The 24,544-nt window shown below is 51.0% G+C and carries 26 protein-coding genes and 1 tRNA gene; 16 read left to right on the forward strand and 11 right to left on the reverse strand.

Annotated elements, in window-relative coordinates; genetic code table 11:
- The first annotated feature begins 22 nt into the window (after positions 1 to 22).
- A complete protein-coding gene (locus J4G78_RS03715; protein ID WP_243457211.1) occupies positions 23 to 802 on the forward strand; it encodes a DsbA family protein in 780 nt (259 codons plus the stop codon).
- Between the two features lie 364 nt (positions 803 to 1,166).
- Here J4G78_RS03715 and J4G78_RS03720 read toward each other — a convergent pair whose 3' ends face one another.
- Both J4G78_RS03720 and J4G78_RS03725 read right to left on the reverse strand, forming a co-directional pair.
- On the reverse strand, positions 1,167 to 1,841 hold the full coding sequence (locus J4G78_RS03720) for an RlmE family RNA methyltransferase (RefSeq protein WP_207988584.1): 675 nt from the start codon (positions 1,839 to 1,841) through the stop codon (positions 1,167 to 1,169).
- Positions 1,838 to 2,950 (reverse strand): Ppx/GppA phosphatase family protein, encoded by a 1,113-nt coding sequence (locus J4G78_RS03725; RefSeq protein WP_207988586.1) that lies wholly within the window; start codon positions 2,948 to 2,950, stop codon positions 1,838 to 1,840. Before J4G78_RS03725 ends, J4G78_RS03720 begins: the two co-directional genes overlap by 4 nt.
- Positions 2,951 to 3,119: 169 nt before the next feature.
- Here J4G78_RS03725 and J4G78_RS03730 point away from each other — a divergent pair.
- The 4 genes from J4G78_RS03730 to J4G78_RS03745 all read left to right on the forward strand — a co-directional run bounded on the left by J4G78_RS03730 (position 3,120) and on the right by J4G78_RS03745 (position 5,188).
- Positions 3,120 to 3,193, forward strand: a tRNA-Gln gene (locus J4G78_RS03730).
- Positions 3,194 to 3,247: 54 nt separating this feature from the next.
- Complete coding sequence (locus tag J4G78_RS03735; RefSeq protein WP_207988588.1) at positions 3,248 to 4,336, forward strand: TIGR03032 family protein; 1,089 nt, start codon at positions 3,248 to 3,250, stop codon at positions 4,334 to 4,336.
- Positions 4,337 to 4,390: 54 nt separating this feature from the next.
- Positions 4,391 to 4,663 (forward strand): hypothetical protein, encoded by a 273-nt coding sequence (locus J4G78_RS03740; RefSeq protein WP_207988589.1) that lies wholly within the window; start codon positions 4,391 to 4,393, stop codon positions 4,661 to 4,663.
- A gap of 147 nt (positions 4,664 to 4,810) precedes the next feature.
- Positions 4,811 to 5,188, forward strand: a complete 378-nt coding sequence (locus J4G78_RS03745) for a PilZ domain-containing protein (protein WP_207988591.1) — start codon at positions 4,811 to 4,813, stop codon at positions 5,186 to 5,188.
- On the opposite strand, the gene J4G78_RS03750 is transcribed toward J4G78_RS03745, so the two are convergent.
- The 3 genes from J4G78_RS03750 to J4G78_RS03760 all read right to left on the reverse strand — a co-directional run bounded on the left by J4G78_RS03750 (position 5,157) and on the right by J4G78_RS03760 (position 7,965).
- Entirely contained in the window at positions 5,157 to 5,870 is a 714-nt protein-coding gene (locus J4G78_RS03750) for a hypothetical protein (RefSeq protein WP_207988593.1), read from the reverse strand. The two genes, J4G78_RS03745 and J4G78_RS03750, sit on opposite strands and share 32 nt — an antisense overlap.
- Positions 5,871 to 5,874: 4 nt before the next feature.
- Positions 5,875 to 7,080: a toxic anion resistance protein gene (locus tag J4G78_RS03755; RefSeq protein ID WP_207988595.1), complete on the reverse strand. Its 1,206-nt coding sequence runs from the start codon at positions 7,078 to 7,080 to the stop codon at positions 5,875 to 5,877.
- A gap of 180 nt (positions 7,081 to 7,260) precedes the next feature.
- Complete coding sequence (locus tag J4G78_RS03760; RefSeq protein WP_207988598.1) at positions 7,261 to 7,965, reverse strand: arylesterase; 705 nt, start codon at positions 7,963 to 7,965, stop codon at positions 7,261 to 7,263.
- 18 nt (positions 7,966 to 7,983) lie between these two features.
- On the opposite strand from J4G78_RS03760, the gene J4G78_RS03765 reads away from it, so the two are divergent.
- Positions 7,984 to 8,709, forward strand: coding sequence for an ABC transporter ATP-binding protein (locus J4G78_RS03765; protein WP_207988600.1), 726 nt, complete (start codon positions 7,984 to 7,986; stop codon positions 8,707 to 8,709).
- On the forward strand, positions 8,706 to 11,213 hold the full coding sequence (locus J4G78_RS03770) for an ABC transporter permease (RefSeq protein ID WP_207988602.1): 2,508 nt from the start codon (positions 8,706 to 8,708) through the stop codon (positions 11,211 to 11,213). The genes J4G78_RS03765 and J4G78_RS03770 overlap by 4 nt, the downstream gene beginning before the upstream one ends.
- 12 nt (positions 11,214 to 11,225) lie before the next feature.
- On the opposite strand, the gene J4G78_RS03775 is transcribed toward J4G78_RS03770, so the two are convergent.
- Together J4G78_RS03775 and J4G78_RS03780 are read right to left on the reverse strand one after the other, a co-directional pair.
- Positions 11,226 to 12,185 carry a bile acid:sodium symporter family protein gene (locus J4G78_RS03775; RefSeq protein ID WP_259371349.1) on the reverse strand — a complete coding sequence of 320 codons (960 nt, stop codon included), beginning with the start codon at positions 12,183 to 12,185 and terminating at the stop codon, positions 11,226 to 11,228.
- Between the two features lie 156 nt (positions 12,186 to 12,341).
- Positions 12,342 to 13,232 (reverse strand): glycosyltransferase family 2 protein, encoded by an 891-nt coding sequence (locus J4G78_RS03780; protein ID WP_207988605.1) that lies wholly within the window; start codon positions 13,230 to 13,232, stop codon positions 12,342 to 12,344.
- Positions 13,233 to 13,437: 205 nt separating this feature from the next.
- Here J4G78_RS03780 and typA point away from each other — a divergent pair, with 205 nt between their 5' ends.
- From typA to J4G78_RS03820, 8 genes are all read left to right on the forward strand, one after another.
- Positions 13,438 to 15,255: a translational GTPase TypA gene (typA, locus tag J4G78_RS03785; RefSeq protein ID WP_207988607.1), complete on the forward strand. Its 1,818-nt coding sequence runs from the start codon at positions 13,438 to 13,440 to the stop codon at positions 15,253 to 15,255.
- A gap of 46 nt (positions 15,256 to 15,301) precedes the next feature.
- Positions 15,302 to 16,267, forward strand: coding sequence for an MBL fold metallo-hydrolase (locus J4G78_RS03790; RefSeq protein ID WP_207988609.1), 966 nt, complete (start codon positions 15,302 to 15,304; stop codon positions 16,265 to 16,267).
- A gap of 251 nt (positions 16,268 to 16,518) precedes the next feature.
- Entirely contained in the window at positions 16,519 to 17,319 is an 801-nt protein-coding gene (locus tag J4G78_RS03795) for a glycerophosphoryl diester phosphodiesterase membrane domain-containing protein (RefSeq protein ID WP_207988611.1), read from the forward strand.
- A 105-nt stretch (positions 17,320 to 17,424) separates the two neighbouring features.
- Positions 17,425 to 17,841 carry a DUF805 domain-containing protein gene (locus J4G78_RS03800; RefSeq protein ID WP_207988613.1) on the forward strand — a complete coding sequence of 139 codons (417 nt, stop codon included), beginning with the start codon at positions 17,425 to 17,427 and terminating at the stop codon, positions 17,839 to 17,841.
- A gap of 95 nt (positions 17,842 to 17,936) precedes the next feature.
- Positions 17,937 to 18,251, forward strand: a complete 315-nt coding sequence (locus J4G78_RS03805) for a DUF3297 family protein (protein WP_207988615.1) — start codon at positions 17,937 to 17,939, stop codon at positions 18,249 to 18,251.
- Positions 18,252 to 18,268: 17 nt separating this feature from the next.
- Positions 18,269 to 18,664 carry a hypothetical protein gene (locus J4G78_RS03810; RefSeq protein ID WP_207988617.1) on the forward strand — a complete coding sequence of 132 codons (396 nt, stop codon included), beginning with the start codon at positions 18,269 to 18,271 and terminating at the stop codon, positions 18,662 to 18,664.
- 3 nt (positions 18,665 to 18,667) lie between these two features.
- Positions 18,668 to 19,492, forward strand: a complete 825-nt coding sequence (locus J4G78_RS03815) for an SDR family NAD(P)-dependent oxidoreductase (RefSeq protein WP_207988619.1) — start codon at positions 18,668 to 18,670, stop codon at positions 19,490 to 19,492.
- On the forward strand, positions 19,492 to 20,268 hold the full coding sequence (locus tag J4G78_RS03820) for an enoyl-CoA hydratase (protein WP_207988621.1): 777 nt from the start codon (positions 19,492 to 19,494) through the stop codon (positions 20,266 to 20,268). Before J4G78_RS03815 ends, J4G78_RS03820 begins: the two co-directional genes overlap by 1 nt.
- A 17-nt stretch (positions 20,269 to 20,285) precedes the next feature.
- Here the strand turns inward: J4G78_RS03820 and J4G78_RS03825 are convergent, their stop codons facing one another.
- The 4 genes from J4G78_RS03825 to J4G78_RS03840 are packed head-to-tail and all read right to left on the reverse strand — an operon-like array spanning position 20,286 to position 23,655.
- Positions 20,286 to 21,182, reverse strand: coding sequence for an alpha/beta hydrolase (locus tag J4G78_RS03825; RefSeq protein WP_207988622.1), 897 nt, complete (start codon positions 21,180 to 21,182; stop codon positions 20,286 to 20,288).
- A complete protein-coding gene (locus J4G78_RS03830) occupies positions 21,179 to 22,093 on the reverse strand; it encodes an alpha/beta hydrolase fold domain-containing protein (protein WP_207988624.1) in 915 nt (304 codons plus the stop codon). Before J4G78_RS03830 ends, J4G78_RS03825 begins: the two co-directional genes overlap by 4 nt.
- A gap of 9 nt (positions 22,094 to 22,102) precedes the next feature.
- Positions 22,103 to 22,510 (reverse strand): GFA family protein, encoded by a 408-nt coding sequence (locus J4G78_RS03835; RefSeq protein WP_243457212.1) that lies wholly within the window; start codon positions 22,508 to 22,510, stop codon positions 22,103 to 22,105.
- Between the two features lie 11 nt (positions 22,511 to 22,521).
- On the reverse strand, positions 22,522 to 23,655 hold the full coding sequence (locus J4G78_RS03840) for a beta-ketoacyl-ACP synthase III (protein ID WP_207988626.1): 1,134 nt from the start codon (positions 23,653 to 23,655) through the stop codon (positions 22,522 to 22,524).
- A gap of 129 nt (positions 23,656 to 23,784) precedes the next feature.
- Between J4G78_RS03840 and ung the strand changes: the two genes are divergently transcribed.
- Positions 23,785 to 24,489, forward strand: a complete 705-nt coding sequence (ung, locus tag J4G78_RS03845) for a uracil-DNA glycosylase (RefSeq protein ID WP_207988628.1) — start codon at positions 23,785 to 23,787, stop codon at positions 24,487 to 24,489.
- The last annotated feature ends 55 nt before the right edge of the window (positions 24,490 to 24,544 follow it).

Raw genomic sequence — 24,544 nt, forward strand, 5'->3', positions numbered from 1 at the left:
TATCCTCAGGGAATGGTAAAACGTGGAAAATAATAGAAAGTGGATGATTATGGCAGGTGGCGTTTTGGCCATAGCAGCGGCCGCGACCGTGTGGTTTATGCAGTCCAGTGGCCCATCGGCAGGCGAAGAGGCCACACAGGCCGCTTTGGCAGCTGGAATCGATAGCAAGGAACAGGCAGCGATCGAAGCTATTGTCCGCGATTATATTCTGAAAAACCCGGAAATCATCCCCGAAGCGGTTGAGATATTGCAAACTCGGCAAAAAGCCGCAGCAATTAATGAAATCCGCAAGGACATAGAGACACCATTTGCCGGTGCCGCTTTTGCAGGCAATCCCAATGGTGATGTTATTATAGTTGAATATTCCGATTTTGCCTGCCCCTATTGCAAACAGACTACGGCCGATATTGATCGGATGCTGAAAGAAGACAAGAATATCAAAGTCGTATTCCGCGAACTTCCTATCCTGAGCGAAGCCAGTAACGATGCTGCCTTGATGGCTTTAGCGGCGGCGAAGCAAGGCAAATACTACGCCTTTCACAAAACAATGTTTGCAACCGGACGCCCTACCCCGTCGACGATTGAAAGTGCGGCCAAAGAAGTTGGTCTGGACATGGCCGCTGCGCGCAAATTCATTGCCACGCCCGAAGCGCAGCAGGAAGTGCAAAGCAATATCGAAGTCGCCCGCAAGCTGCAATTTACCGGCACACCCGCTTTTGTTGTTGGCAACCAGACCGAGGTCGGAGCCGTTGGTTATGATGGCCTGAAAGAAATGATCGCCAAGGCGCGCGGCTCGAAATAATCTCGTACTCAAGACTGGCTCGCCGCTGCATTTTGCGTTCACCCTTCAACAGGCGCCGGGTGAGAGCCGTGAGCGGCCCGATAATGAAGGAAAAGCCTTTCCTACAGGCCCGGATTGATAGTAGAATTCATATGGCTCTTTCTCAGTTCTAAATCTTGATTACCAACGCAAATGCTGTGTGATTTGTGTGAACTTTGAAAGAGATTTGCACAACAGAAAGTCGCTGTATGGACTGCACGCAGTTTGTAAAGTTCGTCCAAAAATGAAAATCGAGATCACTGTGACTTGTGTGAACTTTGGAAAATATCGGTCAGCAGAACGGCGCCCTCAAGCACCTTGTACACTTTGTAAACTTAAGCTGAATTTAGGTGCTTTCCGCTCGCCCTTTAAAGCCCTGTGCGACCACATACCACTCGGATGATCCTTTGCGGCTCGCAGGCGGTTTTGCATGTTTTACCGTCTTGAAATGCTTCTTGAGCAGAACCAGCAATTCGTTGTCGGTGCCGCCGGCCAAAACTTTCGCAACAAATGCTCCGCCGTCTTGCAAGTTTTCTACGGCGAAATGGGCACCTGCTTCAACCAGACCCATAGTCCGCAGATGATCGGTTTGCTGGTGACCAACGGTATTGGCTGCCATATCCGACAATACCAGGTCAGGCGCGCTGCCCAGCGCATCGATCAGCTTGTCCGGTGCGCTATCGTCCATGAAATCCATTTCGAAGATTGTAACACCTTCAATGGCATCCACAGGCAGCAAATCGATACCGACAATCTTCGCTTGCGGAACAAATTTTCTGATGACCTGCGCCCAACCGCCGGGTGCAATGCCCAAATCGACCACCGCCTTGGCTTTACGGACAAATTTGAACCGCTCGTCCAGTTCCAATATTTTATAAGCGGCCCGAGAGCGATAGCCGTCTGCCTTGGCTTTTTTGACATAAGGATCGTTAAGCTGCCGTTCCAACCATCGTGTAGACCCGATCTTGCGGCCTTTAGCCGTTTTTACGCGTTGTTTATTGCCGGAGCGCCCCCTGCTCACGATCGCCGCCTTTGTTCGTTTGAAGACATGAGCGAGCGCAATATGCCTTCTCTTATACCGCGATCAGCTACGCCCACGCGGCTTGCCGGCCAAATATCAAGGATAGAATCCAATATAGCGCAGCCGCCAACCACGAGATCCGCACGCTCTTTTCCGATACATGGAATATCCGCCCGCTCTTGCGGAGAACAGGCCGCCAGCATCGCGCTGATATCGCGCATAGACTCGGCTGGCACAATCAGACCATCAATGACTTTGCGGTCATAATGCGGCAATTTAAGATGCAGGCTGGCAAGCGTCGTTACGGTGCCGCTCGTGCCCAATAGTCGGAAATCGGAAGTGTCAGATATCGGCAAGCGGCTGGCAAATTCCGCAAAGCTCTCCGCCACCCGGTCCCGCATATTTTCAAACGCTTGCTCGCGTGCCGACGGATCATCAGCGTTGAACTTTTCACTTTCTGTCAAAGACACTACGCCCCAAGGTGCACTTAACCAGTCAATTATCTCAGGGGCGCTGCCAGAAGTATCGACCAGCACAAGCTCGGTCGATCCGCCGCCAATATCGAATATTAACGCTGGTCCTTCGCCCGGTTCTAATAGGATCTGACAGCCCAATACAGCCAGCCGCGCTTCTTCCTCTGCGGTAATGATATCAAGGGCAATGCCGGTTTCTTGCCGGACCCGATCGATGAATTTTTCGCCATTGCTGGCTCGGCGACAAGCTTCCGTCGCAACCGAGCGTGCCAATGTCACATTGCGTCGTCTTAACTTGTCAGCGCAAATCGACAAGGCGGCAACGGCCCGGTCCATCGCGCGATTACTGATCCGGCCGGTTTCGACTAAGCCTTCACCCAATCGCACCACGCGCGAGAAAGCGTCGGTTACAATGAACCCGTCAGATGAGGGCTTTGCGACTAACAATCGGCAGTTATTGGTGCCTAGATCAATTGCCGCATAGGACCGTAGCTTTGGCCAACGAGAGCCATTTTTATGGGAAGGAGACGCATTTCGCCCCCCGTTCTTATATGTCGCCGCATGTTTCGGGCGGGCTGTCCTTGCGGATTTTCCGCCGTCCTGTCGTTGCGGCGATGGGGATGCTTCATCCGCCATGACCGTTACTCTTATATTCTCCGGATCGGATAATACCGCCGGTACTTGGGCATAGAGATAACCGTAGCCCGGCCGATGTGCAAGGGTTTAGCGACAAACCATCATTGGAAAACACCCTTGAAAAACTCTTGACCAGCCCCTGTCCTCAGCCTATTGCGCGCCCCGGCACTCCCCTGTCGTATAATGGTAATACCACGGACTCTGACTCCGTTAATTGAGGTTCGAATCCTCACGGGGGATCCAAAGGCGGGGGTTCATTGTGAACAAAAACAGACCGGTTCTGGCCAAGTGACACAGATGCACAAGCCAGATGATCAGAACGCTCCGAATGGCGGGACGGGAACCAATGCTGAAGAGACAACCATCAGTTTCTCGCTGGGCCTTGCTGATTTTCTAGCGGCCAATGACATTTCGATTGGCTTTACTTCATACCAAACGGGACGGCTTTATCTGGTTGGCCGCGGACCTGATGGCAAACTAGCGGTCCATGAAGCATTATATCCACAGGCAATGGGCGTCACCGCCAATGAAAACCGCATATATCTCGGCACTTTGACCCAAATTGTGCGGCTGGAAAATGTTCTGGCTCCCGAACAGCTGGCCAATGATGTGCATGATAAAGTCTATGTTCCGCGCAATATGCAAACGACGGGCAATGTCGATATTCATGAACTGGGCATTCGCGAAGATGGCCAGATCATATTCACCAATACACTTCACAATTGCCTCAGTATACCAAGCGTAACGCACAGTTTTAAGCCAATCTGGAAACCTGAGTTTATTTCCGCTCTGGCAACCGAGGATCGTTGTCATCTCAACGGCTTTGCAATGGTGGACGGGCAGGCAAAATATGCCAGTGCGGTTTCTCAATCAGACCAGAAAGACGGTTGGCGCGACAGACGGCATGATGGCGGTGTCATTATTGACATCGAAACCAACACAATACTAGCGGACGGATTGTCAATGCCGCACAGCCCGCGCTTTCATGTCGGACGCGTTTGGCTTTTGAACTCCGGCACCGGAGAACTGGGGTGGCTACACCCCACCGACCATGCGTTCACGCCGGTTGCTTTTTGTCCTGGATTTTTGCGGGGTCTGGAATTTCATAACGATCACGCCTTTGTCACTCTCTCAAAACCGCGTCATGGTCATTTCGAAGGCCTGGCACTGGACAAAAAACTCGAACAAGCGGACACAGCAGCCTGGTGCGGCATCCAGATATTGTCACTCTCTACCGGTGAAGTCGCTCAATGGTTGCGCTTTGATGGCCCGATTACGGAATTGTTCGATATTTGCGTCCTGCCCGGCGTTAGAAACCCGATTACGTTGGGGCCGCAATCCAACGAAATCAGAGATTTTATTACGATAGAACAGCCGAACTGGTAATCTGTTTTCTCTGCTATTTACGTCTTTTTCAACAATCTGTGGTCTTTTGATCCTATGGCAGCGCCATTAGACCAGATTATTGCTTCCCTTTCAGGCGTTCAACTCGTTGATTTCTGGGCGATTATTGCCGTCGGTATTCCTGTGATAATTGTGACAATCTTGCGTTGGCGCAAGCCAAAGACCATGACTTGGTCCCGCGAAAATGGTTTGATCAACAGTTTGAAATATCGAACTAAAAACGCAACGCCCGAAGAAATTGAGAATATGTGCGCCAAGATGAAGATCAGCCGCGAAGAGTTTGAAGACCTTGTCAATCGCAAGTTTTAAACGGGTCTTTTGACGCGGTATGACCAAAGGCGCTAACAGTATCCCGATTTTCGTCTCAATTACCAGAAATCGTCTTTGTCGCTCCAGCCTACAAATACCGACCAAATATCCGTTCTGATCACCAGGATCAACAATCTGGACGGAAAAATGCCACAATCGCACAGCACAGATGAATATCAAACGCCGCCGCCGAATAATAGACGGGGCTCTCTGCAAATCGTCGAAGCAGAGATATTTGTCAAACAGTCGAACTCTCAACTTTTTCGGGCAACGCTTTCGGATTTGTCCGTTTCTGGTTTCAAGATGACGAGCTATACCGACCTTGATCACGAGAAGCCGGTCCATATTCGATTACCTGGAATCCAGACCCTCAGTGCGTCAATCAAATGGGCTGATTATGAAGATTATGGATGCGAATTTTCAGACGAGCTTCACCCGGCGGTGCTGGAGCATCTGATAACGCGGTTACGAGGATTTCAGCAGATTGAAAGAGCTATTCCGCCTCGCCTGTCTTATCATATTTGAGCTCAAGATAACGGCCGCGGATCGAAAGATTGTCGATATCGCCTTTGGCTATCTGTTGCGTAACGCCGGAAATCTCTTTTTCAATTAACGACAAACCGCTGATGAGCTGTTCATCCGGTGATTTACCAGTATCGTTACTCTTTCTGCGCATCGGTTCGGGAATGGCGCGATAGCCGGAAATAAGCTCCGGTAGATGTTCACCCATTAGCTTCCGTACTTCATAAGCTGCGGGCTCTGCTTCATCGAGTTTTTGTAATTGCGGAGATAACATATCAAGCTGTGTGCCGATGTCATTGATGATCTTCACCGCAGGCTTCGGTAACGCAAGGCGTTGTGTTTCCAGCCAGATTTCAGTCTTTCCGGCCAGTGTTTTCAAGTCTGATTGCACCAACGTTTCAGGCGTCGGAATCTTCATTTTGGGAAATTTCATTGCCGCCCATACGCCACCAGCGATCAGGCCGGCAGAAATCATCACACCCCAGAAACCGATACCATTCATAATGCCGCCGACGACACCGGCGCCGACTAGCACACCGACGGTTATCAATGCGGCTCGCCCCAACTTTTTACGAAAATACCCACGTTTCAAGCCTTTGGATCGCTCGCCAATAGATTCGGCAAATTTATAGCTGCGATAATAGTTCGCTGCGTTATCATAAACTTGCTGATTACTTTCGCTCATCCGTTTATCCCTCAAGCGCGCTCAACGGGTTTTCTGAAGGCGCTTCAAGCGCTGCCTTATCCTGCCCTTCAGCCCTTGCGATATAGCCTTTGGATTTCTCAATTTCGCCGGACAAGCTATTGACGGTGGTTTTCATATTTTCCAACGCCTTGATCTTGAACGTGTCGATATTGTCCATCGTGTCATAAATATTTTGGAACGCACGCTGCAATGTCTCGAGCGGGATTGTCGCCGACGCCGCTTGCTCATGAATTTGTGCGGTCTGGTTTTTCAGCATATCTCCTGTGCTATCGATAATGCCCGCCGTAGTGGTGTTCAAAGCCGTAACCTGATCAAGCACCAGCTTCTGATTGGTGAGCGCCTGCGCTACGGTTACACCAGTACGCAAGGCGCTGACTGTGGTCGTGCTGGCGCGATCGACACCTTTCACCAGTTCGACATTGTTTTTCTTGACTAGATCAAGTGCCAGATAGCCCTGCACCGTCACTGCCATTTGAGTCAACAAGTCCTGCGTCCGCTGACGTACATAAAAAAGCGCGCTTTCTCGTATGGCCTTTGCTTTGGCAGGATCAGTTGCATCGAGGTCTGCTGCCTTTTCCTCCAGCCGTTGATCCATAACCTTGGATACGTGGATCATCTGCTCCAGCCGACCCATTGCCGCCCAGAGGTTTTTACGCTCCACGTCAATCGCGGCATTGTCCATTAGCAACTCATCTTTGCCGCCTTGTAAGCGGTTGAGAATAGAAGCAATATGACCTTGTGCACTCTTATAACCGTCAAAATAGTTGCGCAGCTTGGAGCCGAAGGGAATGATGCCGAATAATTTGCGCGGTGCGAGCAAATTGCCGCGCTTGCCGGGATCGAGATCCTCTACCGTACGGCGAAGTTCGGATAAATCCGCACCAATACCTGACTCCTCATCCATCGACCGGACGGGGCGATCCAAAAAGCGGTTGGATTGGCCCGCCGCATCAACAATTTCCTTACGGCCCATATTCGTAATCTGGTCAACTTTCTTACCAAATTCCGGGCTATTTTCATCCTGCGCAATCAGATCATCAATAAAGCTATCGACCTTCTCTTCCAGCTTTGACTTTACTTCGTCGCCAACTGGCACAAGCCCAGCGGCCTTTGTAGGCGCCACGGCTACCACCGGATCAGGTGGTGTCAGGGTCAATTCTTCGGTTGCGGTAATCGTCTCGGTCGCCATTGGCTCAATCTCCATCTCGCTGCTTATCCTGCAGCACTCCGTTCATAAATGGATGCAAATGCTGCGCTTTTCAAGCGTTTCCCTACTGTATTATAAAAATAACACAGTTAATGCAAGATTGGGGATTGTCCATTCAGTGCTTATAGTAGTTTGACCAATGATTTAACTGGGCTTGTGCAACTATCCCTGCAGCGCCATTTCGACACTTGGCGTAATTCTATCGACAATCACATCCACTCCCTCTGCATTGGGGTGAATCCCGTCTGGCAAAATCAAGTTGGACCGGCCCACTACACCATCCATGAAAAACGGATAAAGGTCGGCATCATATTTTTTGGCTAGCGCTGGATAAATTACATTGAATTGATCGCTGAATTCCTGGCCCAAATTAGGCGGAGCCAGCATCCCCGTCAGCATCACCGGGATACTCTGGTCGGACAGTTTCTTCACCATGGCCTCCATATTTGCTCTCGTTTCCGATGGTTTAAGACCGCGCAGCAAATCATTTCCGCCCAGTCCCAACAATACCAGATCGGGTTTGCGGGGGAGACTATCCAAGACAAAGTCCATGCGGCGCAGACCCGCCGCTGTCGTATCACCCGATACTCCGGCATTGTGCACCCTGACATCCTGACCAGCATCGTTGAGCGCTTTCTGTAGTTCCGGCGCAAAGCCTTCATTCGGTGATAATCCATAGCCTGCATAGAGACTATCGCCAAAGGCCAGTATGAGCGTTTTTGCCTCTGCGACCGGTTCATCAGGCGTGTCGCTTGCCGCTTGCTGCTGCTCGACGATGGCAGAATCTTCTTCAACTGCCGGAGCGCAAGCAATCAGAAGTTGAAGAATTGCAAAGCAAAACCCATATGTCGTAAACCTGTTCAACATCGGATACACCTTCCCACCATGTTACAAAAAACCGCCGCAACCAGCGACGCCGCTAAATCTAAGTCTCATATTGCCATTGATGCACAGAATGTCACCCTCTCTTTGGGAGAAGGCGATGCACGGGTGGATATTTTGGGCGGGATAGATCTTTCGATTAAGTCCGGCACTACGGTTGCTTTGCTTGGCCCCTCTGGGTCAGGAAAATCGTCATTAATGGCTATATTGTCAGGTTTGGAACGAGCAACTGGTGGAACCGTGAATATTGCCGGTGCGGATTTTGGTGCGATGAATGAGGATGAACTCGCCATCGCCCGACGCGGTCGAGTCGGGATTGTTTTACAAGCCTTTCACCTGTTACCGACCATGAGCGCACTCGAAAATGTCGCAGTGCCGTTGGAATTGGATGGTCAAGCCGATCCATTCGGGATTGCGGCGAAAGAATTGGAGGCTGTTGGCCTTGGCGACCGACTTGGTCATTACCCAACGCAATTATCGGGCGGTGAACAACAAAGAGTTGCCATTGCCCGCGCCATGGCCTCGCGCCCCTCGATCATTTTCGCCGATGAACCCACCGGCAATCTGGATGGGGCGACCGGTGAGATCATTATCGAGTTACTCTTTGAACGTCAGAGGGCCAGCGAAGCAACCTTGCTGATCATTACGCATGACCCGGAGTTAGCCAAACGCTGTGACCGGATCATCGAACTGCGTGATGGAATGATAGAGAAAGATAGCGCGGCGTGAGTGCCGATCTCTCTAAAGCTTGGACGATCGCCCGGCGCGATTTGCGCGGCCGGTTTGTTGGTCTGCGTCTCTTAATCGTCTGCCTGTTTTTGGGTGTTGCAACCCTTGCTGCTATCGGCAGCTTGACAAGCGCGATCACCGATGAACTCGCCAATCGTGGCCAGTCGATATTGGGCGGCGATTTGGAAATTTCCGTGGCCCAGCGCGAAGCAACGCCGACGGAACTTGAAACACTAAATGCGGCGGGCGAGCTGTCCGAAACCTTGCGCATGCAAGCCATGGCGCGGTTGCCCGATGGCAGCGACACCCAGTTGGTCGAGCTAAAAGGTGTCGATGCACTCTACCCGCTCTATGGCGATTTTACCCTAGCAGACGGAGCGAATGCACCCCCGCTTGGCGTCGACGATATCTATGTCACACCTGCTCTGATCCAGCGCTTATCTCTAAAGATCGGTGACTCCATTGAATTTGGCGAAGCAACTTTCACTGTAAGGGGGGTTATTGGCGATGAACCCGATCGACTAAGCGAGGGATTATCCTTGGGGCCGGTTGCTATTACTTCTTTGCAAGGCCTGCGCGCGACAAACTTGATCCAACCCGGGAGCCTGTTCCAAAGCAAATACCGCCTAAAATTACCTGCAACAGCCGATCCCGCTGAGCTCGGTGATCAACTGGAAAAACAATATAAAAACGCCGCTTGGGAAGTCAAAACCCGCGACAATGGCGCGCCGAGCACTAGGCGTTTTATAGAACGCATGGGTCAATTTTTGACGCTCGTCGGCCTCGCATCGCTGGTCATTGCCGGAATTGGCGTCGGTAATGGTGTTGCCTCATACCTGCGCGGTAAACAGGGTGCGATAGCGACGCTGAAGATTTTGGGCGCGGACAGCGCAATGGTCTTTCGCATCTATATGTTTCAGATTTTAGCGGTTGCTCTGGTTGCGATAACTGCTGGATTGGTTATCGGTGCGCTTGCGCCGCTAATCATTATTGAGGTTGCTGGCGAAGTTTTGCCGATCAAGCCCGAATTTGCACTTTATCCACTACCGTTGCTTGTCAGCGCCGCTTATGGCTTGCTCATTGCGGTTATATTCGCTCTGCCGCCGCTGTCTCGGGCGAAACTAATTCCTGCCGCCGGACTATTTCGCGGCGAAAGCCGGTCATGGCGCGAGATTGACAAGCCGACATGGATTGCCGTCTCCCTCGCCATTGCTGCGATCGTGGCATTAGCTGTAGGCAGCGGACGAGAACCGATATTTTCACTCGCCTTTATTGGCGCCGCCCTTGGAATTTTGTTGCTGCTTAGCTTGCTCGGCGTGCTGATCCGTTGGCTGGCTAGCAAGGCGCCGCGGCCAAAACAACCACTGCTACGACTGGCTCTTACCAATCTTCACCGCCCCGGCGCTCAGACCGGTCAACTGGTTGTGGCCTTGGGCCTTGGTCTGACTTTGTTCGCCACGCTGGCCGCGATCGAAACCAGCTTGACCAATGAAATCAGGCTCAGCGTTCCTCAAAGAGCACCGAATTTCTTTGTTCTCGATATTCCCGCAGAACGCGCCGACGAGTTCAAAACGCAGGTCAACGCCAGTGCCCCTGAAGCAGACATAAATATCGTACCCACCCTGCGCGGTATCATTACCGAATATGGCGGACAAATCGTCTCTGAACTCGACCAAATACCAGAGGGGGCTTGGGTGTTGCGTGGTGATCGAGGGCTAACATACAGCGCCGAATTGCCCGAAGGCAGTGAAATTACGGCCGGTGAATGGTGGCCTGCCGACTATGACGGTCCGCCGCTGGTATCGGTCGATTCAGAACAGGCGGCAGCGCTAGGGTTAAATGTTGGAGACAGCTTGACGGTTAGCCTTCTCGGCGTTGAGATTAAAACTACCGTTGCTTCGCTCCGTAAGATCAACTGGCGCAATTTTGGCTTTAACTATGTGCTAGTGTTCCCGCCAAATGTGCTGGCTAATACGCCGCACAATGTAGCGGCAACGGTTCAGTTGGACGAAGCCAAAGAGGATGGATTACTGGGTTCCTTACCGCGTGAATTTCCCTCTATTTCAATGGTTAAAGTTAAAGAAATAGCATCACAAATCGGCACAATATTGGATCAGATGGCCACTGCGATTGCCTCCGCTGCATCCATAGCCATTTTTTCCGGGATAGCCGTGCTGATTGGGGCGATTGCAGCCTCTCGCCAGTCGCGCGTTTATGATAGCGTCATTCTGAAACTGCTCGGTGCAACCCGGTCGCAAATCTTGTCGGCGCAAGCGATAGAATACGCAGTTCTGGCTTTGCTGCTATCTGCTGTTGCTTTGGGTCTAGGCCTTCTCGCAGGTTGGTTTGTAATAACCCAGATTTTCGAGTTTACGTGGCAGCCAGACTGGATGGTTGTGATGGTCACGCTAGCTATCGGAGCAATTGTTACGCTAGGGATTGGGTTATTGGGATCAATACCAGTGCTATCCGCAAAACCAGCGCGCGCACTGCGAGAGCTTTAAAGGTTTCGACCTTTAGGACTTTGACAGGCGCACCGCTAATGGTGCCGACAGCACTAGACTAGATAGATGATAGAATAGTAGCGGTATCAGCAACAATCCGGCGTTTTCTGGCGGAAATAATATGGCGGCCAGAGGTGCTCCAACCGCAATACTTTTTTGAGCCCCGCCAAATAGTAACGCCTTACGGTCATTCAAAGCGAAGCCCGCGATACCACCGAGCAGCCAAGCGCCGCCAAATGCAAACATCAACAGCGCGGTGATCGCGATAGCAACGATCAGGAACTGATCACCAGGTACCTGCTGCCAGATGCCTGCGACCACAGCGCCGGAGAAGGCGACATAAACGGCCAAGCTGATAGCAATCTTGTCAGACCATCCCACTATATTCCCATATTGCGCCACCCATGGACGCGCCCAACCCTGGATCAGTTGCCCGATTACAAATGGCAGCAACAGCATGGTTATGATTTTCACAAAAGAACCGCCCGTAATAACAATACCGACAGAGCTAGCCAGCAAAGCAAAAACTACAGGCGTGATAATGATGGAAGATAGGTTCACTGTCGCCGCAGCCACGACCGATGCTCCCATATTCCCTTTTGCGATGGCAGTATAACTCGCCGCTGATTGGATCGTGGAAGGCAGACAGCCGAGATATAGAAAACCGACCGCAATCATGGGAGCAATATGCCCGTCAACAATGCGTGAAAGGATAAATCCAGCGACCACCATTGCGCCGAAAACATATCCGAAAACGGCCGACTGCAGACGCCAATTGCGAAAACCCGCAACCACTTCTTGTCGATCCAACCGGATGCCGTGAAGTAGAAATATCCAGAAAATTCCTGCCGAAACCGCAAATGCAGCAATGGGCTCAGCTGTTCCTCTTACCGGAAACAAGGTTGCCAAAAGAACAGAGCCCCCTAACAACCAGATAAATTTATCTATCAAAATCAGTCTTATAGTTTGCATCGCGTTTTGCCAATGCTTCAACGCGGTTTCTGAAGCAAGTATAACAAGCGGATATTCAGACTGTGGTCACACGAAGGCCCGGACATCTCCCGCTGCATCGCCCTATGAATCCCGCCGGTTCAAGAAGACATCAAACCAAAAAACTATTGATAGGAGTTAAGGCCGAACGCGATGCCAGATTGCACGGGCCAGATCTATCGCCAGCCGCGGCGATGCTTTCAACACGGTCGGGGGATGGCTTGCCAAAGCCTTGCCAAATAATTTCACATCAAAATGATACCAGCTGGATAAAATTCGATGGACCAGTGCATTGGCTCGCAAGGCTTTGTCATCAACCTGCTCCAGTTCCCGCAACAGCACTTTGGATACCAATTGACGAATGTCTTTGCTCCGTTGATCGGTCAGGCTCCGATCGTGACGGCGATAGAGATAGAGGTCAACGTCAAGTGGCATCATTTCAAAGTAATGCGCCGCGCGCATCCAATAATCATAGTCTTCAGCGCCAAAAAGCTGCTCGTCATATCCTCCAAGCTTTTCAGTGACTTCGCGGCGATAGAGAAATGCTGCACCAACCGGATTCCCATACCAACGTTTATCCATTGATGGCGGTGCCACATAGCGCATGATATTGTCCGCATCATCAATAACGCTGTAACCCGCATAGACCATATCCACATCGGGTCTGTTCTCCAGTTCCTCGACCAGTTTCACTAACATATCGGCGCGCAAGATATTGTCGTCGCTCGTCCAACTGTGGAACATCCCCCGCGCTTCGGTGAAACCCCGATTAAGCGTAGCGGGTAGTCCCAAATTTTGACCATTGCTCAGATGACGTATGCGCTGGTCAGCCATCGCATGGCCCATAATTATCGCGTCCGAACCGTCGGTAGATCCATCATCGATACAGATGAGTTCCCAATCGGAATATCGCTGCTGCAAAACCGAACGGATCGCACTATCCAGATAGCGTGCGCCATTATATACCGGCATCACGATAGTAATGGACGGATCACTTACACTAAATGATGATACAGGCTGGATTTTCATTTCTATCTATAGTGCAGTTAAGACCTGGGGAACTTACTATTATCTTATCTATGTGAAAATTCCACATGTGATTTTTGTGGTGTAACGATAGACAATATCAAAGCTGGTTTCTGATGTTGCGGCGCAGCACGAAACAGGTTAAGGGCGCATCCAACACAAGGCGCGGCAGATAAGCCCCCTTTCCTCTCTTACGGCAGAATTTGATATGTCTCTTCGCAATATAGCTATTATCGCGCACGTTGATCACGGCAAAACCACTCTTGTGGACCAGCTTTTCCGCCAGTCCGGTACATTCCGCGACAATGAGCGTGTCGAAGAACGCGCGATGGACAGCAATGATCTGGAAAAAGAACGCGGCATCACGATTCTCGCGAAATGCACCAGCGTCGAATGGAAAGGGACACGGATCAATATTGTCGACACCCCTGGCCATGCCGACTTTGGCGGCGAAGTGGAACGCATCCTTTCAATGGTTGATGGCGTTATCCTGCTCGTTGACAGTGCCGAAGGCGCGATGCCGCAGACGAAATTTGTGACGGGCAAGGCACTGGCACTCGGCTTGAAACCCATCGTGGTCGTCAACAAAATTGACCGCCCCGATGGTCGTGCGGAAGAGGTGCTCGACGAAGTGTTTGATCTCTTCGTCAATCTCGATGCCAATGACGAACAGCTTGATTTCCCATCGCTCTTTGCCAGCGGCCGCAATGGCTATGCCGGTGATACACCGGAAGTACGCGAAGGTGACTTGTCTCCTTTATTCGATAAAATTGTGGAGCATGTGCCTGAGCCGGATGTAAACCCGGATGCCGATTTCAAATTCCTGGTGACATTGCTCGACCGCGACAATTTTGTTGGTCGTATCCTGACCGGTAAGGTAGAGAGTGGTAAAATTGACCTCAACGCACCGATCCACGCAATCGATATGGATGGCAAGGTTGTTGAAACTGGTCGAGCGACGAAAATCATGGCCTTTCGCGGGCTCGAGCGTGTGCCCGTGGACAGTGCCAAAGCGGGCGATATTATCTCACTCGCCGGTCTGACAGACGCCACGGTTGCTAACACCATCTGCGATCCCTCGGTCACAGAACCGATTGCTGCTCAGCCGATTGATCCGCCCACGCTGTCGATGAACTTTGCCGTCAACGACAGCCCGATGGCTGGCCGCGAAGGCGACAAGGTTACCAGCCGTATCATCCGCGACCGCCTATTACGCGAAGCAGAATCCAACGTGGCGATCAAAATCACCGAGAGCGACGAAAAAGATAGTTTCGAAGTTGCCGGTCGCGGCGAATTGCAGCTTGGAGTCCTCATCGAAACAATGCGACGCGAAGGTTTTGAACTTTCGATTTCCCGCCCACGAGTTCTCTATCGTGAGGAAGATGGTAAGCGTCAGGAACCTTATGAAACCGTGGTTATCGATGTGGATAATGAACATAGCAGCACCGTGGTTTCCAAAATGCAGCGCCGTAAAGCTGAGCTGACGGAACAGCGTCCATCGGGCGGCGGCAAGACCCGCCTGACATTCTCTGCTCCATCACGCGGATTGATCGGCTATCATGGCGAATTTCTATCCGATACGCGCGGCACCGGCCTGATGAACCGTCTGTTCGAAAAATATGGCCCTTATAAAGGCGTTATCGAAGGTCGTCCCGTTGGTGTATTGGTTTCCAACGGCACTGGTACAGCGATGTCCTATGCGCTTAACGCCTTGGAAGAACGCGGTATCTTGTTCATCGGCGGCCAGACCCCGGTCTATGAAGGCATGGTTATCGGCGAAAATGCAAAGCCGGGCGATCTCGACGTCAATCCGATGAAATCGAAACAGCTGACCAACTTCCGCTCAACAGGCAAGGATGACGCCGTGCGCCTTACTCCGCCAAAAATCATGACGCTGGAACAGGCCATTGCCTATATCGACAATGACGAGCTGGTCGAGGTTACTCCAAACAACATTCGTTTACGCAAACGACATCTCGATCCCAATGATCGCAAGAAAGCAGCGCGCAAGGCTGAAGCGGCTTAAAAAGCATTTTGTTGCCTCATGCGCTAAGATAGATCATTGAATGTGCATGACAGCAATTGTTAAAAAGATACCTTATTGGTCTGCAGCAGCCACGTTTGCATTGCTGACCGCCTGCGTCCCTGACACTGCTAATGATGCGGGAAATTTTAACATCGCGGACACATGCCGCGACAACCCTTTTGCCCTACAAGTTCTAGGCTCCGGCGGTCCGATTGCTGATGATCACCGCGCAGGTGCCAGCAATATTTTATGGATTGATGGCAAAGCGCGGCTGCTCGTTGATGCCGGTAGCGGCGCTTTTGTTCGCTACGGTGAGGCTGGTATTGATTTCAATGACCATGACGCCATCCTTTTTACCCATTTACATGGAGATCATGCCAGCGGCCTTCCGGCACTATTGAACAACGGTGCTTTCGCCGCCCGGACTGAAGCCCTCACCATAGCTGGTCCATCCGGAAATGATCAATTTCCGTCAACAGTCGGTTATCTTGATGCGCTGATCGGCAAAGATCGCGGTGCTCTACGCTATCTCCATCCCTATCTCGAAGATAATGATGCCCTGCCCCGCCTTACGATCCAGAATATTGATAGCAGCAAGACAGGATTGCAGCGAGTCTGGGATCAGGATGATTTGCAAGTTGATGCGATCGCCGTCCATCACCTCGATGTTCCTGCCCTTGCTTACATCATCCGCGCCAAAGGCAAGACCATTGTGATGGCCGGCGATCAAAGTTTTCTCAGCGAGGACTTTGTCCAAACGCTTGCTGGAACTAAACCGGATCTGCTTGTGATGCATAATGCTATCACCATGGCAGACGGACAGCCCCGCGGACTCCATCGCGATCCAAAATCAATTGGTGAAACCGCTGGGGCGCTCGATGCCAAGACATTGCTGCTAACCCATCACATGCAGCGCGCCGTAAACGTTCAAGATCAGGTCAATGCCGCAATTGCAAAAAATTATGGCGGACCCGTTCTGTTGGCAGATGATCTGTCCTGCCATCCAATTTAATGACAATAGAGCATATACGCTCAGCATTTCACTCTTTTTGAACATCATTTAGCTGTCTCATATTCAGACCTTTGCGGGTCTGGTGGCTTGCCTACGTCAATACCATGAGTGCTGTTTCGAAGATAAAATCAAACATAATTACTCTCAGAAACAACAGCTCTCGCAAAATCACATCTAGGCAAATACCCAAATATCCGGAGACTAACTTGAGTAAATTTGAGATTTCGACAGCGTTGAAAAGCTGCTTCGCTATGTTTAAGCAACATGGAGCAAAAATCGCTTTGGTGCAGGTCATTCTATCCATGGCGATGGCGGGCCTTTTGCTGTTCCTATTTTTCGATTTCGTTAAGCTATTTGCAGAAGATATTCTGACAAAACCAGAAATGATGCTCGAAGAAGTAGGCAGTACGATGGGCAATTTCATCTTTGGTACGATGATGATATCCGCCTTGTCGATGGCCGGATATTTCATCGGTTGGCGTATCGCTTTAGTGCGCGAACGGGAGAGCTTCATTAGCTCCTTTCTCTATGGCATTATAGCCGCTTTCCCCTCGATATTTTCCCTCATCATTTTGGCTGTGGCATTTGCGGTCTTGCTCGTCCTTATTGGTTTAGTTTTAGGTGCAATTGCGGGTTACACATTGACAATCGAAACTGCAACAACGGCACCTGGCGTTGCCGTTTTTATCTTTTACGCAATCTACGTCATTATGTTCCTTTTTCTATGTGCACGGCTGATTGTCACTGGCCCAGTTATGGCGGCAGAGCGCGGTTTTAATCCGTTCAGTGCCCTCGCAACATCTTGGAAGCTGACCAAAAATAATAGCATGATAATCATGCTGTATCTGTTTTTAGTTTCGGTAGCATTTACCCTGCTATTTGGTGTCGTCGGATATCTCACCAGTTTGGCTGCCATGGCCTCGATTACCCTTGCAATGATCGTGGGCGGATCGTTGTTCATGGCTTTGGCAACCCTCTACCTGCTTTTTCCTGCGGGCATCTACATCGCTCTTACTAATCCCGTTCAAGAGGTCGAACAAGTGTTCAGTTAAGAGATACGTATAGATTTAATCCGCTATCCCGATAGAATACTTAGAACTTGATTTTCAATTTCAATGGCTTAGGCTCTTTACACAGATGTAAAGAGAGGAAGAGCAATGGAATGGATGTTGATGCCGTTAAAGCGCTATGCGGATTTTAGCGGGCGGTCGCGACGCAAGGAATATTGGATGTTCGCGCTTTTTCAGGTAATTGTTGTTATTGGGATCACGATATTGGGCGGAATTTTAGGTGCCTTTTCCCCGGACGCGGCCGGCGAAATGTCTTTCGGCGGAAGCTTGATGTTTGGACTGATCGGGCTTTATTTCCTGGCAGTCATTGTACCATCAATAGCGGTACAAGTGCGGCGTTTCCATGATCAAGACAAATCCGGTTGGTTCGTTCTTTTGAATTTCATACCATATCTCGGCGGGTTAATCGTTTTTGTATTCATGTGTTTGGATGGAACCAGAGGTAAAAATAGCTATGGCGAAGATCCGAAAATGAATGAAAATGTAGGTGATGTGTTTAGCTGAACAAATGTGCCAAGCTATCACAGCTAGTGGTAGAACTTGATTTTCCATAGGGTTGTGGCAAAGCGCCGCAACCCTTTTTTGGAGATTATGATATTATGACCGACACTCCCGAAGAACCGGCAAAGACAAGCCCGTCTGGCGCAGACACCCCACCTGACCATCTCGCCATTAATCCGCGGAGCAAATATTATGGTGGTGAATTGCTGGAACGTGGGATTGGCATCAATTTCCGCGGGGAGCGCAAGCATAATATCGAGGAATATTGCGTATCTGAAGGCTGGGTCAAGGTACAGGCTGGCAAGACCTTGGACCGCAAAGGCAATCCTTTGCTCATAAAGTTAAATGGCGAGGTGGAAGCCTGGTTTGAAGATTTGGGCGAGGGTGCACCAACTATCAAGAAAGACGCTTAAAAGCAGATAGGCCCCGGATGACACCTCAGCGTATTCAATATCTTATCGCGCTGGTATTCTTCATATTGGGTGGATGGGCCACCCTTTTCCCACAGCATGTAATCGACACCGTCTTACTGCCCGAATATCGTGTCGGAGGGCGCATTTTGCCGTTTATGATGGCCTGCTTTGGCGCTCAAGCTTTGTTGGCAGGTCTATTTGCGGCTTTCGCTCGGTTCACCGCGACGACATTCTTAGTGTACGGCATTGCCTTGTTGCCCTTTTTTGGTTTCAACTATTATTTCACCTTTCATGATCCTGTGTTCACGCAAATGGGTTTGATTGACGCTTTAGGTAATATCGTAATGCTCATGCTCTGTTATATTGGCTGGCGAAAGCTGAAGGCGTCCGAAATGACGGATAAAAGGAAATAAGCGATGGACTTCACTGATAAAATAGTCTGGATCACAGGCGCTTCATCCGGAATCGGAGAAGCGCTCGCGAAGGCCTTTGCAGCGCAAGGCGCACATATCATTTTATCCGGTCGCCGGGTAGCCGCCTTGGAGGCGGTTGCAGCTGACATTACAACCGACGCATTACTGCTCCCTTTCGAAACAACCGATTATGATGTGCTCCCCGCCAAAGTTGCTGAGGCGCAGCAGTGGAAAGGCCGTGTTGATGTCCTGATTAATAATGCCGGGATTAGCCAAAGAAGCCTGGCGCTGGACACCGACCCCAATGTGTATCATCAGATCGTGAATGTTGACCTGCTTGCGCCAATCTGGCTGACCCAGCTGCTGTTGCCGCATATGATCAATGCGGGCGGAGGCCATATCGTCGGGATTAGTTCAGTGGCCGGACGCATTGGCGTGCCATTGCGGACTGCTTACTGCGCAGCCAAGCATGGTCTGATTGGCTATATGGATGCACTGCGAGCCGAAACCGAGCTCCGTCACAACATCTATGTCACCAACATATTGCCCGGCTCTATCCGTACCGATGTATCCCGCAATGCACTGACGAAAGATGGATCCAGGCGTGATAAATCGGATGCGGTGATCGACAATGGTATGGAACCTTCCGAATGTGCACGTCAAATAATCGAAGCCGTTGCCAATAAAGCGCCAGAACTCATCATTGCCGAAGGCCCGGAATTAATGCTCGCCCAATTACGTCAAAGCGACCCTGAAAAATTATTTGAAATGACTGCTGGTCTCGGGGCACAAATTGCTGAGAAATATGAAGCGGGGGACGATGACTAATGGCGTTGGTCCTGCTAAACAAGGCCGACGGCGTCGCGACCATTACGCTTAACCGGCCAGCAGCCATGAACGCCCTGTCGCACGCTCTGCGCAGAGAGTTTTTTGACGCCTGCGAAAATATCGCGGCAGATCACGATATACGAGCCGTGATTGTTACAGGGGCGGGAGAACGTGCCTTTACCGCCGGACTAGATCTCAAGGAACTGGGGTCATCTGGACTAGGAGCTGCGACAGACCAGAAACCAACGAGTAATCCTTGCCGAGCGCTTGAGAAACTAAGCGTCCCCGTCATTGGCGCGATAAACGGAGTAGCCATAACTGGCGGGTTCGAATTGGCGCTGTCCTGCGATGTGCTGATCGCTTCCATTAACGCGCGCTTTGCAGACACCCATGCCCGTGTCGGTATCATTCCCGGCTGGGGTCTGTCGCAGAAACTTTCGCGCTATATCGGCTTGTCTCGCGCTTGCGAACTCAGCTTTACCGGGCAGTTTCTGGATGCCGAGACGGCTTGTGCCTGGGGTCTGATCAATCATGTCTATACACCGGCAGAGTTGATGCCGGCAGCCCAAGTGCTGGCGGCCGATATGGCAACGATCGATCCTGAATTTCTCAAGACTTACAAAAGGCTCATCCTCGATGGATATGACCGCAATTTCAAAGATGCTATGGCATTGGAAAAGCAGGTTACGGATACTTACAACGACAGCGTAAGCGCGGAAGAGGTTGAACAGCGGCGGCTAGCCGTTGTCGAAAGAGGTCGCGCGTTAAATGACTAAGTGTCCTGGCTCGACATCTAGCGCGTAATGAAAGCAATTATCTGTTCCCGGGCTAGTTTTGCTTCTCTTATCGGCAGCAGCATCCAAACATGCTGCATCTTTTCACCGACATAAAGTGCGATATCAGCGCGGTGCTTCTTTGCTTTATCTTTCAAACGCAGAGCATCGGCATAGAGCAAGTCATGACTGCCGCAAAACAAAGCTATAGGTGGCAAATTATCTATCGAAGCGAAGAGAGGACTGACCGGAAAAGCCGATGGATCATTGCCCTCCCCGGCCCAGAACTGCCCTGCGGTCCGCGCGCCTTGTACCGAAAGCAAAACATCATGCTGTTCAAGCTCTTGTTGAGACGGATCGCTGGCGGTTGCGTCGAGCCACGGGGACAACAGAATGACCTTGCCCGGCAATGGTTTACCCTGATCACGCAGCATCTGGGTCAGACCCAAACTGAAGCCGCCGCCCGCGCTGTCACCCATGACGGTTATATTCTGCGCGCCATATTTGGCAGCTGCCTTCTCATAGGCTTGCATGACGACCGGATAGCTTTGCGACCAATCATGCTCTGGCGCGAGCGGATAAAGCGGAACCGTGACACTAGCCCCGGCGGCCTTGATGAGTTTCTTGATCGTCGCCCAATGGACGAGCACGATCTGAAAAGCATATCCGCCGCCGTGCAGATAGAAAATATGATGTCTGCTTGCCCCTTGGTTCGGTTCAATCTCATATATCTTGTGGCCATCAATACTGTGCTCATTGATCTGAGTATGTTTCTTGAACCATCGACCGGGACGTGCCGGACCGTTTTTCCGGTCCCGCGCCAGAAACTTCATCCCGGTATCATAGTCAGCCAGCCGCTGCTGAACCTTCAGCAAACGTAGGATGAAATTGATAAACCGCGCACGCTTGCTGATCACTTAGCGTTAGCCTCAAGATCAGCGTTGATGAAAGCGGCAATCTGCTGACGCGCTTTTTTTGCTTCGGGAATTGGGAATAGCATCCAGACATGTTGCATTGCGGGAAACTCGAAATAGTTCAAAAACAGATCAGCAGCCTCCGCCTTTTCTTTGAATTTTCTGGCATCAGGCCAAAGCAAATCGAATGTCCCTGTAAAAACGGCGATGGGTGGCAAATCGTCAAGCCTCCCAAATAATGGACTCACCGGTGGCGCACCAACTTCACCACTTTCACCGGCCCACCACCTGCCGGCTGCACGCAGGCCATCTATGCCCAATATGCGGTCCTTCTTAGCCAGAGCTGGCTGCATCGGATCGGTCATGCTAACATCTAGCCAAGGCGACAACAGAACCATTTTATGCGGCATTGCCTTGCCCTGATCCCGCAATATCTGCGTCAATCCAAGCGCGAAACCGGCGCCTGCGCTGTCTCCCATGATGATGATATTGTCAGCGTCAACTTCGGCGACAAGTTCGTCATAGACCGCCATCATCCAGTCATAGCTTTGCTGCCAGTCATGCTCTGGCGTCAATGGATAACAAGGCGCGACCACAGCGGCATCCGTGCGATGCACCATCTCTCCTAACAGGCCCCAATATCCCGGCTGCATATCCAGAACATAGGCACCGCCATGAATATATAAAATCCGGCGGCCGCTTCCGGATTGCGGTGACAAGGTGAATATCGGATGACCGTCTTTGACAGTTTCTGTGACATCGAATTTACGATGGATAGCCTTGCCCGGCGCAGCAACTTTCTTGGCGCGCGCCTTCGCAACATTCGCTTTCAGCTTTGCTTCATCGGAAAATATGGCTTTCAAACCGGTAAGCGGAAGGGCTTTGGCGAGCAGCCGGGCTCTTATACTGGTCATGGGGCGGTCCTAACCCGGATTACCCTCAATTTGCGGCACATTGGGATCGATCGTAACCCAATCTTGCGCGCTTTTGGTCCAAAAATGTACTTGCGGCTTAATGTAACTGGTGTCGTCCAGCGTACCGGCTTTGACAAAGGTCATACCAGGCTGTGTTAGTAACGTGGAAAGCAACGGCGAACCACATTTCGGGCAAAAATGCCGCTCGACAACATTCCCCGTTTCGCTGGTATCTTCATAGGTCGTCAAATCTCCGGTGATACCCAGTTGATCATTGGCAATACCAAACAACACCGAATAAGCACTGCCTGATTGGCGCTGACAGTTTTTGCAATGACAAACACCCGACATCTGCGGGTCTCCGTTAACGGTATAGCTCACCGATCCGCAAAGACATTGCCCTGTCATCGTCATCATATTCTCCCCTTTTATGCGACTTTTCGTACGAAAACCGTTCCTGCCGAATATCCTGCGCCAAAAGAACAAATAAGTCCAATATCGCCGCTGGCTAGATCAGCGCTATGTTTATGGAACGCAATGATCGATCCCGCCGATGAGGTGTTCGCGTAGGTGTCCAAAACCGTAGGACTTTCATCGTCATTGGCTTCATGCCCCAGAACTCTTTGCGCGATAAGCCGGTTCATCCCGGCATTGGCCTGGTGGAGCCATAGGCGCCGAAGGTCCGAAGCCTCTATGCCCAGCCGTTCCGCTTGATCAACAATCATCTGCGCGACCATCGGCACCACTTCCTTAAAAACCTTGCGCCCCTCCTGAACAAAAAGCTTGTCGGCCTCGTCCCGGGTTTCCGGGCTTGTCCGATTAAGGAAGCCGAAATTGTTGCGGATATTATTCGAGAATTGCGTCTTGAGCTTCGTCCCGACAATCTCCCAATGCGCCGCCGGAGCGATATCTTTTGCTTCAACCAATATCGCTGTAGCAACATCTCCGAAGATAAAATGGCTGTCCCGGTCGCGCCAGTTTAGGTGCCCTGAACAAATTTCCGGGTTTATTACCAACACCGACTTCGCGCTGCCCGAACGGATATAATCCGCTGCCGTCTGGATACCGAATGTTGCAGACGAACAGGCGACATTCATGTCAAAACCGAAACCTTCACCAATGCCCAACGCATCCTGTATTTCAACCGCAATTGCAGGATAGGCCCGTTGTAAATTGGAACACGCGCAGAGCACTGCATCCACATCTTCCGCTTTGCGCCCTGCCCGTTCCAGCGCCTGTTTCGCGGCCTTAACGCCAATTTCGGCGAGGATCGATATTTCCTCATCTGGGCGTTCTGGTATTCGTGGGCACATGGTCTCTGGATCCAAAATCGGATCCTTCGACAACACGTAGCGTGATTTGATGCCTGAAGCCTTCTCGATAAATTCAACCGAGCTATGTAGCAGTTCCGCAATATCGCCGGAAGAGATAGCCTCAGCATTTTCTCTATTGTGCAAATCAACATAGGCATTGAAGCTGGAAACCAGTTCTTCATTACTGATGCTGTCGGTTGGCGTGAATAGGCCGGTGGCAGAGATTACGGGGATGTTAGAGTCAGTCATAGGGAATATTCTCATAAACTATGGTAATTGGATCGTTTTCTTAACCAATATCGTAAAGTCCCATTTCGAAACTAGCAAGCAATGTCGCTGCTCGATTGCCAATCGCGGACATTTTGCTATCTGTCGAATATGACCGAAACTGATCGCATTAAATTGCATGAAAGCTGGAAGACACCGCTCACTCCCGAGTTCTTGAGTGACTATATGGCGGATCTTCGCACTTTTTTGATTCAGCAGAAAGACGCAGGCAAAACAGTTTTCCCAAAGGGTAGCGAGTATTTCCGAGCGCTGGATTTGACGCCGCTGGACGAGGTGCGTGTCGTCATATTGGGACAAGATCCTTATCATGGACCAGGACAGGCGCACGGGCTGTGTTTCAGTGTGCGACCGGGCGTCAGGCCGCCGCCCTCGCTGGTCAATATCTACAAGGAACTGGAAAGCGATATTGGGATGCCGCGTCCATCTCATGGTTTCCTCGAATCCTGGGCCAAACAAGGTGTATTACTGCTCAACAGCGTATTGACTGTTCAACAAGCCGAGGCAGCTTCGCATCGCGGCAAGGGATGGGAACAATTTACCGACGCGATTATCCGCCTGATTGCGGCGAAGGACGAGCCGGTCGTGTTTCTGCTATGGGGCAGCTATGCCCAGAAGAAAGCGGGCTTCGTGCAAAGCGTTGAGCAAGGCGGAAAGCATCTGGTGCTGAAGGCACCGCACCCTTCCCCTTTATCAGCGCATAATGGTTTTTTCGGGTGCAAGCATTTCAGCAAGACCAATGCCTTTCTGGAAGCCAATGAGTTGCCGCCAATCGACTGGTCTTTACCGCCGGTTTGAACAGCAACCCTTCACCTTATGCTGCGTATTCTTATGAGGAAGCACAAGAAGGAGA

Source organism: Parasphingorhabdus cellanae (assembly GCF_017498565.1).
GTDB lineage: Bacteria > Pseudomonadota > Alphaproteobacteria > Sphingomonadales > Sphingomonadaceae > Parasphingorhabdus > Parasphingorhabdus cellanae.

Excerpts from the sequence above, each read along its gene's own strand:
- J4G78_RS03725 (WP_207988586.1), bottom strand. The coding sequence starts at position 2,950 with ATGGCGGATGAAGCATCCCCATCGCCGCAACGACAGGACGGCGGAAAA.
- J4G78_RS03735 (WP_207988588.1), top strand. The coding sequence starts at position 3,248 with ATGCACAAGCCAGATGATCAGAACGCTCCGAATGGCGGGACGGGAACC.
- J4G78_RS03740 (WP_207988589.1), top strand. The coding sequence starts at position 4,391 with ATGGCAGCGCCATTAGACCAGATTATTGCTTCCCTTTCAGGCGTTCAA.
- J4G78_RS03745 (WP_207988591.1), top strand. The coding sequence starts at position 4,811 with ATGCCACAATCGCACAGCACAGATGAATATCAAACGCCGCCGCCGAAT.
- J4G78_RS03750 (WP_207988593.1), bottom strand. The coding sequence starts at position 5,870 with ATGAGCGAAAGTAATCAGCAAGTTTATGATAACGCAGCGAACTATTAT.
- J4G78_RS03755 (WP_207988595.1), bottom strand. The coding sequence starts at position 7,080 with ATGGCGACCGAGACGATTACCGCAACCGAAGAATTGACCCTGACACCA.
- J4G78_RS03760 (WP_207988598.1), bottom strand. The coding sequence starts at position 7,965 with ATGTTGAACAGGTTTACGACATATGGGTTTTGCTTTGCAATTCTTCAA.
- J4G78_RS03765 (WP_207988600.1), top strand. The coding sequence starts at position 7,984 with ATGTTACAAAAAACCGCCGCAACCAGCGACGCCGCTAAATCTAAGTCT.
- J4G78_RS03775 (WP_259371349.1), bottom strand. The coding sequence starts at position 12,185 with ATGCAAACTATAAGACTGATTTTGATAGATAAATTTATCTGGTTGTTA.
- J4G78_RS03780 (WP_207988605.1), bottom strand. The coding sequence starts at position 13,232 with ATGAAAATCCAGCCTGTATCATCATTTAGTGTAAGTGATCCGTCCATT.
- typA (WP_207988607.1), top strand. The coding sequence starts at position 13,438 with ATGTCTCTTCGCAATATAGCTATTATCGCGCACGTTGATCACGGCAAA.
- J4G78_RS03790 (WP_207988609.1), top strand. The coding sequence starts at position 15,302 with ATGACAGCAATTGTTAAAAAGATACCTTATTGGTCTGCAGCAGCCACG.
- J4G78_RS03795 (WP_207988611.1), top strand. The coding sequence starts at position 16,519 with ATGTTTAAGCAACATGGAGCAAAAATCGCTTTGGTGCAGGTCATTCTA.
- J4G78_RS03800 (WP_207988613.1), top strand. The coding sequence starts at position 17,425 with ATGGAATGGATGTTGATGCCGTTAAAGCGCTATGCGGATTTTAGCGGG.
- J4G78_RS03805 (WP_207988615.1), top strand. The coding sequence starts at position 17,937 with ATGACCGACACTCCCGAAGAACCGGCAAAGACAAGCCCGTCTGGCGCA.
- J4G78_RS03810 (WP_207988617.1), top strand. The coding sequence starts at position 18,269 with ATGACACCTCAGCGTATTCAATATCTTATCGCGCTGGTATTCTTCATA.
- J4G78_RS03815 (WP_207988619.1), top strand. The coding sequence starts at position 18,668 with ATGGACTTCACTGATAAAATAGTCTGGATCACAGGCGCTTCATCCGGA.
- J4G78_RS03820 (WP_207988621.1), top strand. The coding sequence starts at position 19,492 with ATGGCGTTGGTCCTGCTAAACAAGGCCGACGGCGTCGCGACCATTACG.
- J4G78_RS03830 (WP_207988624.1), bottom strand. The coding sequence starts at position 22,093 with ATGACCAGTATAAGAGCCCGGCTGCTCGCCAAAGCCCTTCCGCTTACC.
- J4G78_RS03835 (WP_243457212.1), bottom strand. The coding sequence starts at position 22,510 with ATGATGACGATGACAGGGCAATGTCTTTGCGGATCGGTGAGCTATACC.
- J4G78_RS03840 (WP_207988626.1), bottom strand. The coding sequence starts at position 23,655 with ATGACTGACTCTAACATCCCCGTAATCTCTGCCACCGGCCTATTCACG.
- ung (WP_207988628.1), top strand. The coding sequence starts at position 23,785 with ATGACCGAAACTGATCGCATTAAATTGCATGAAAGCTGGAAGACACCG.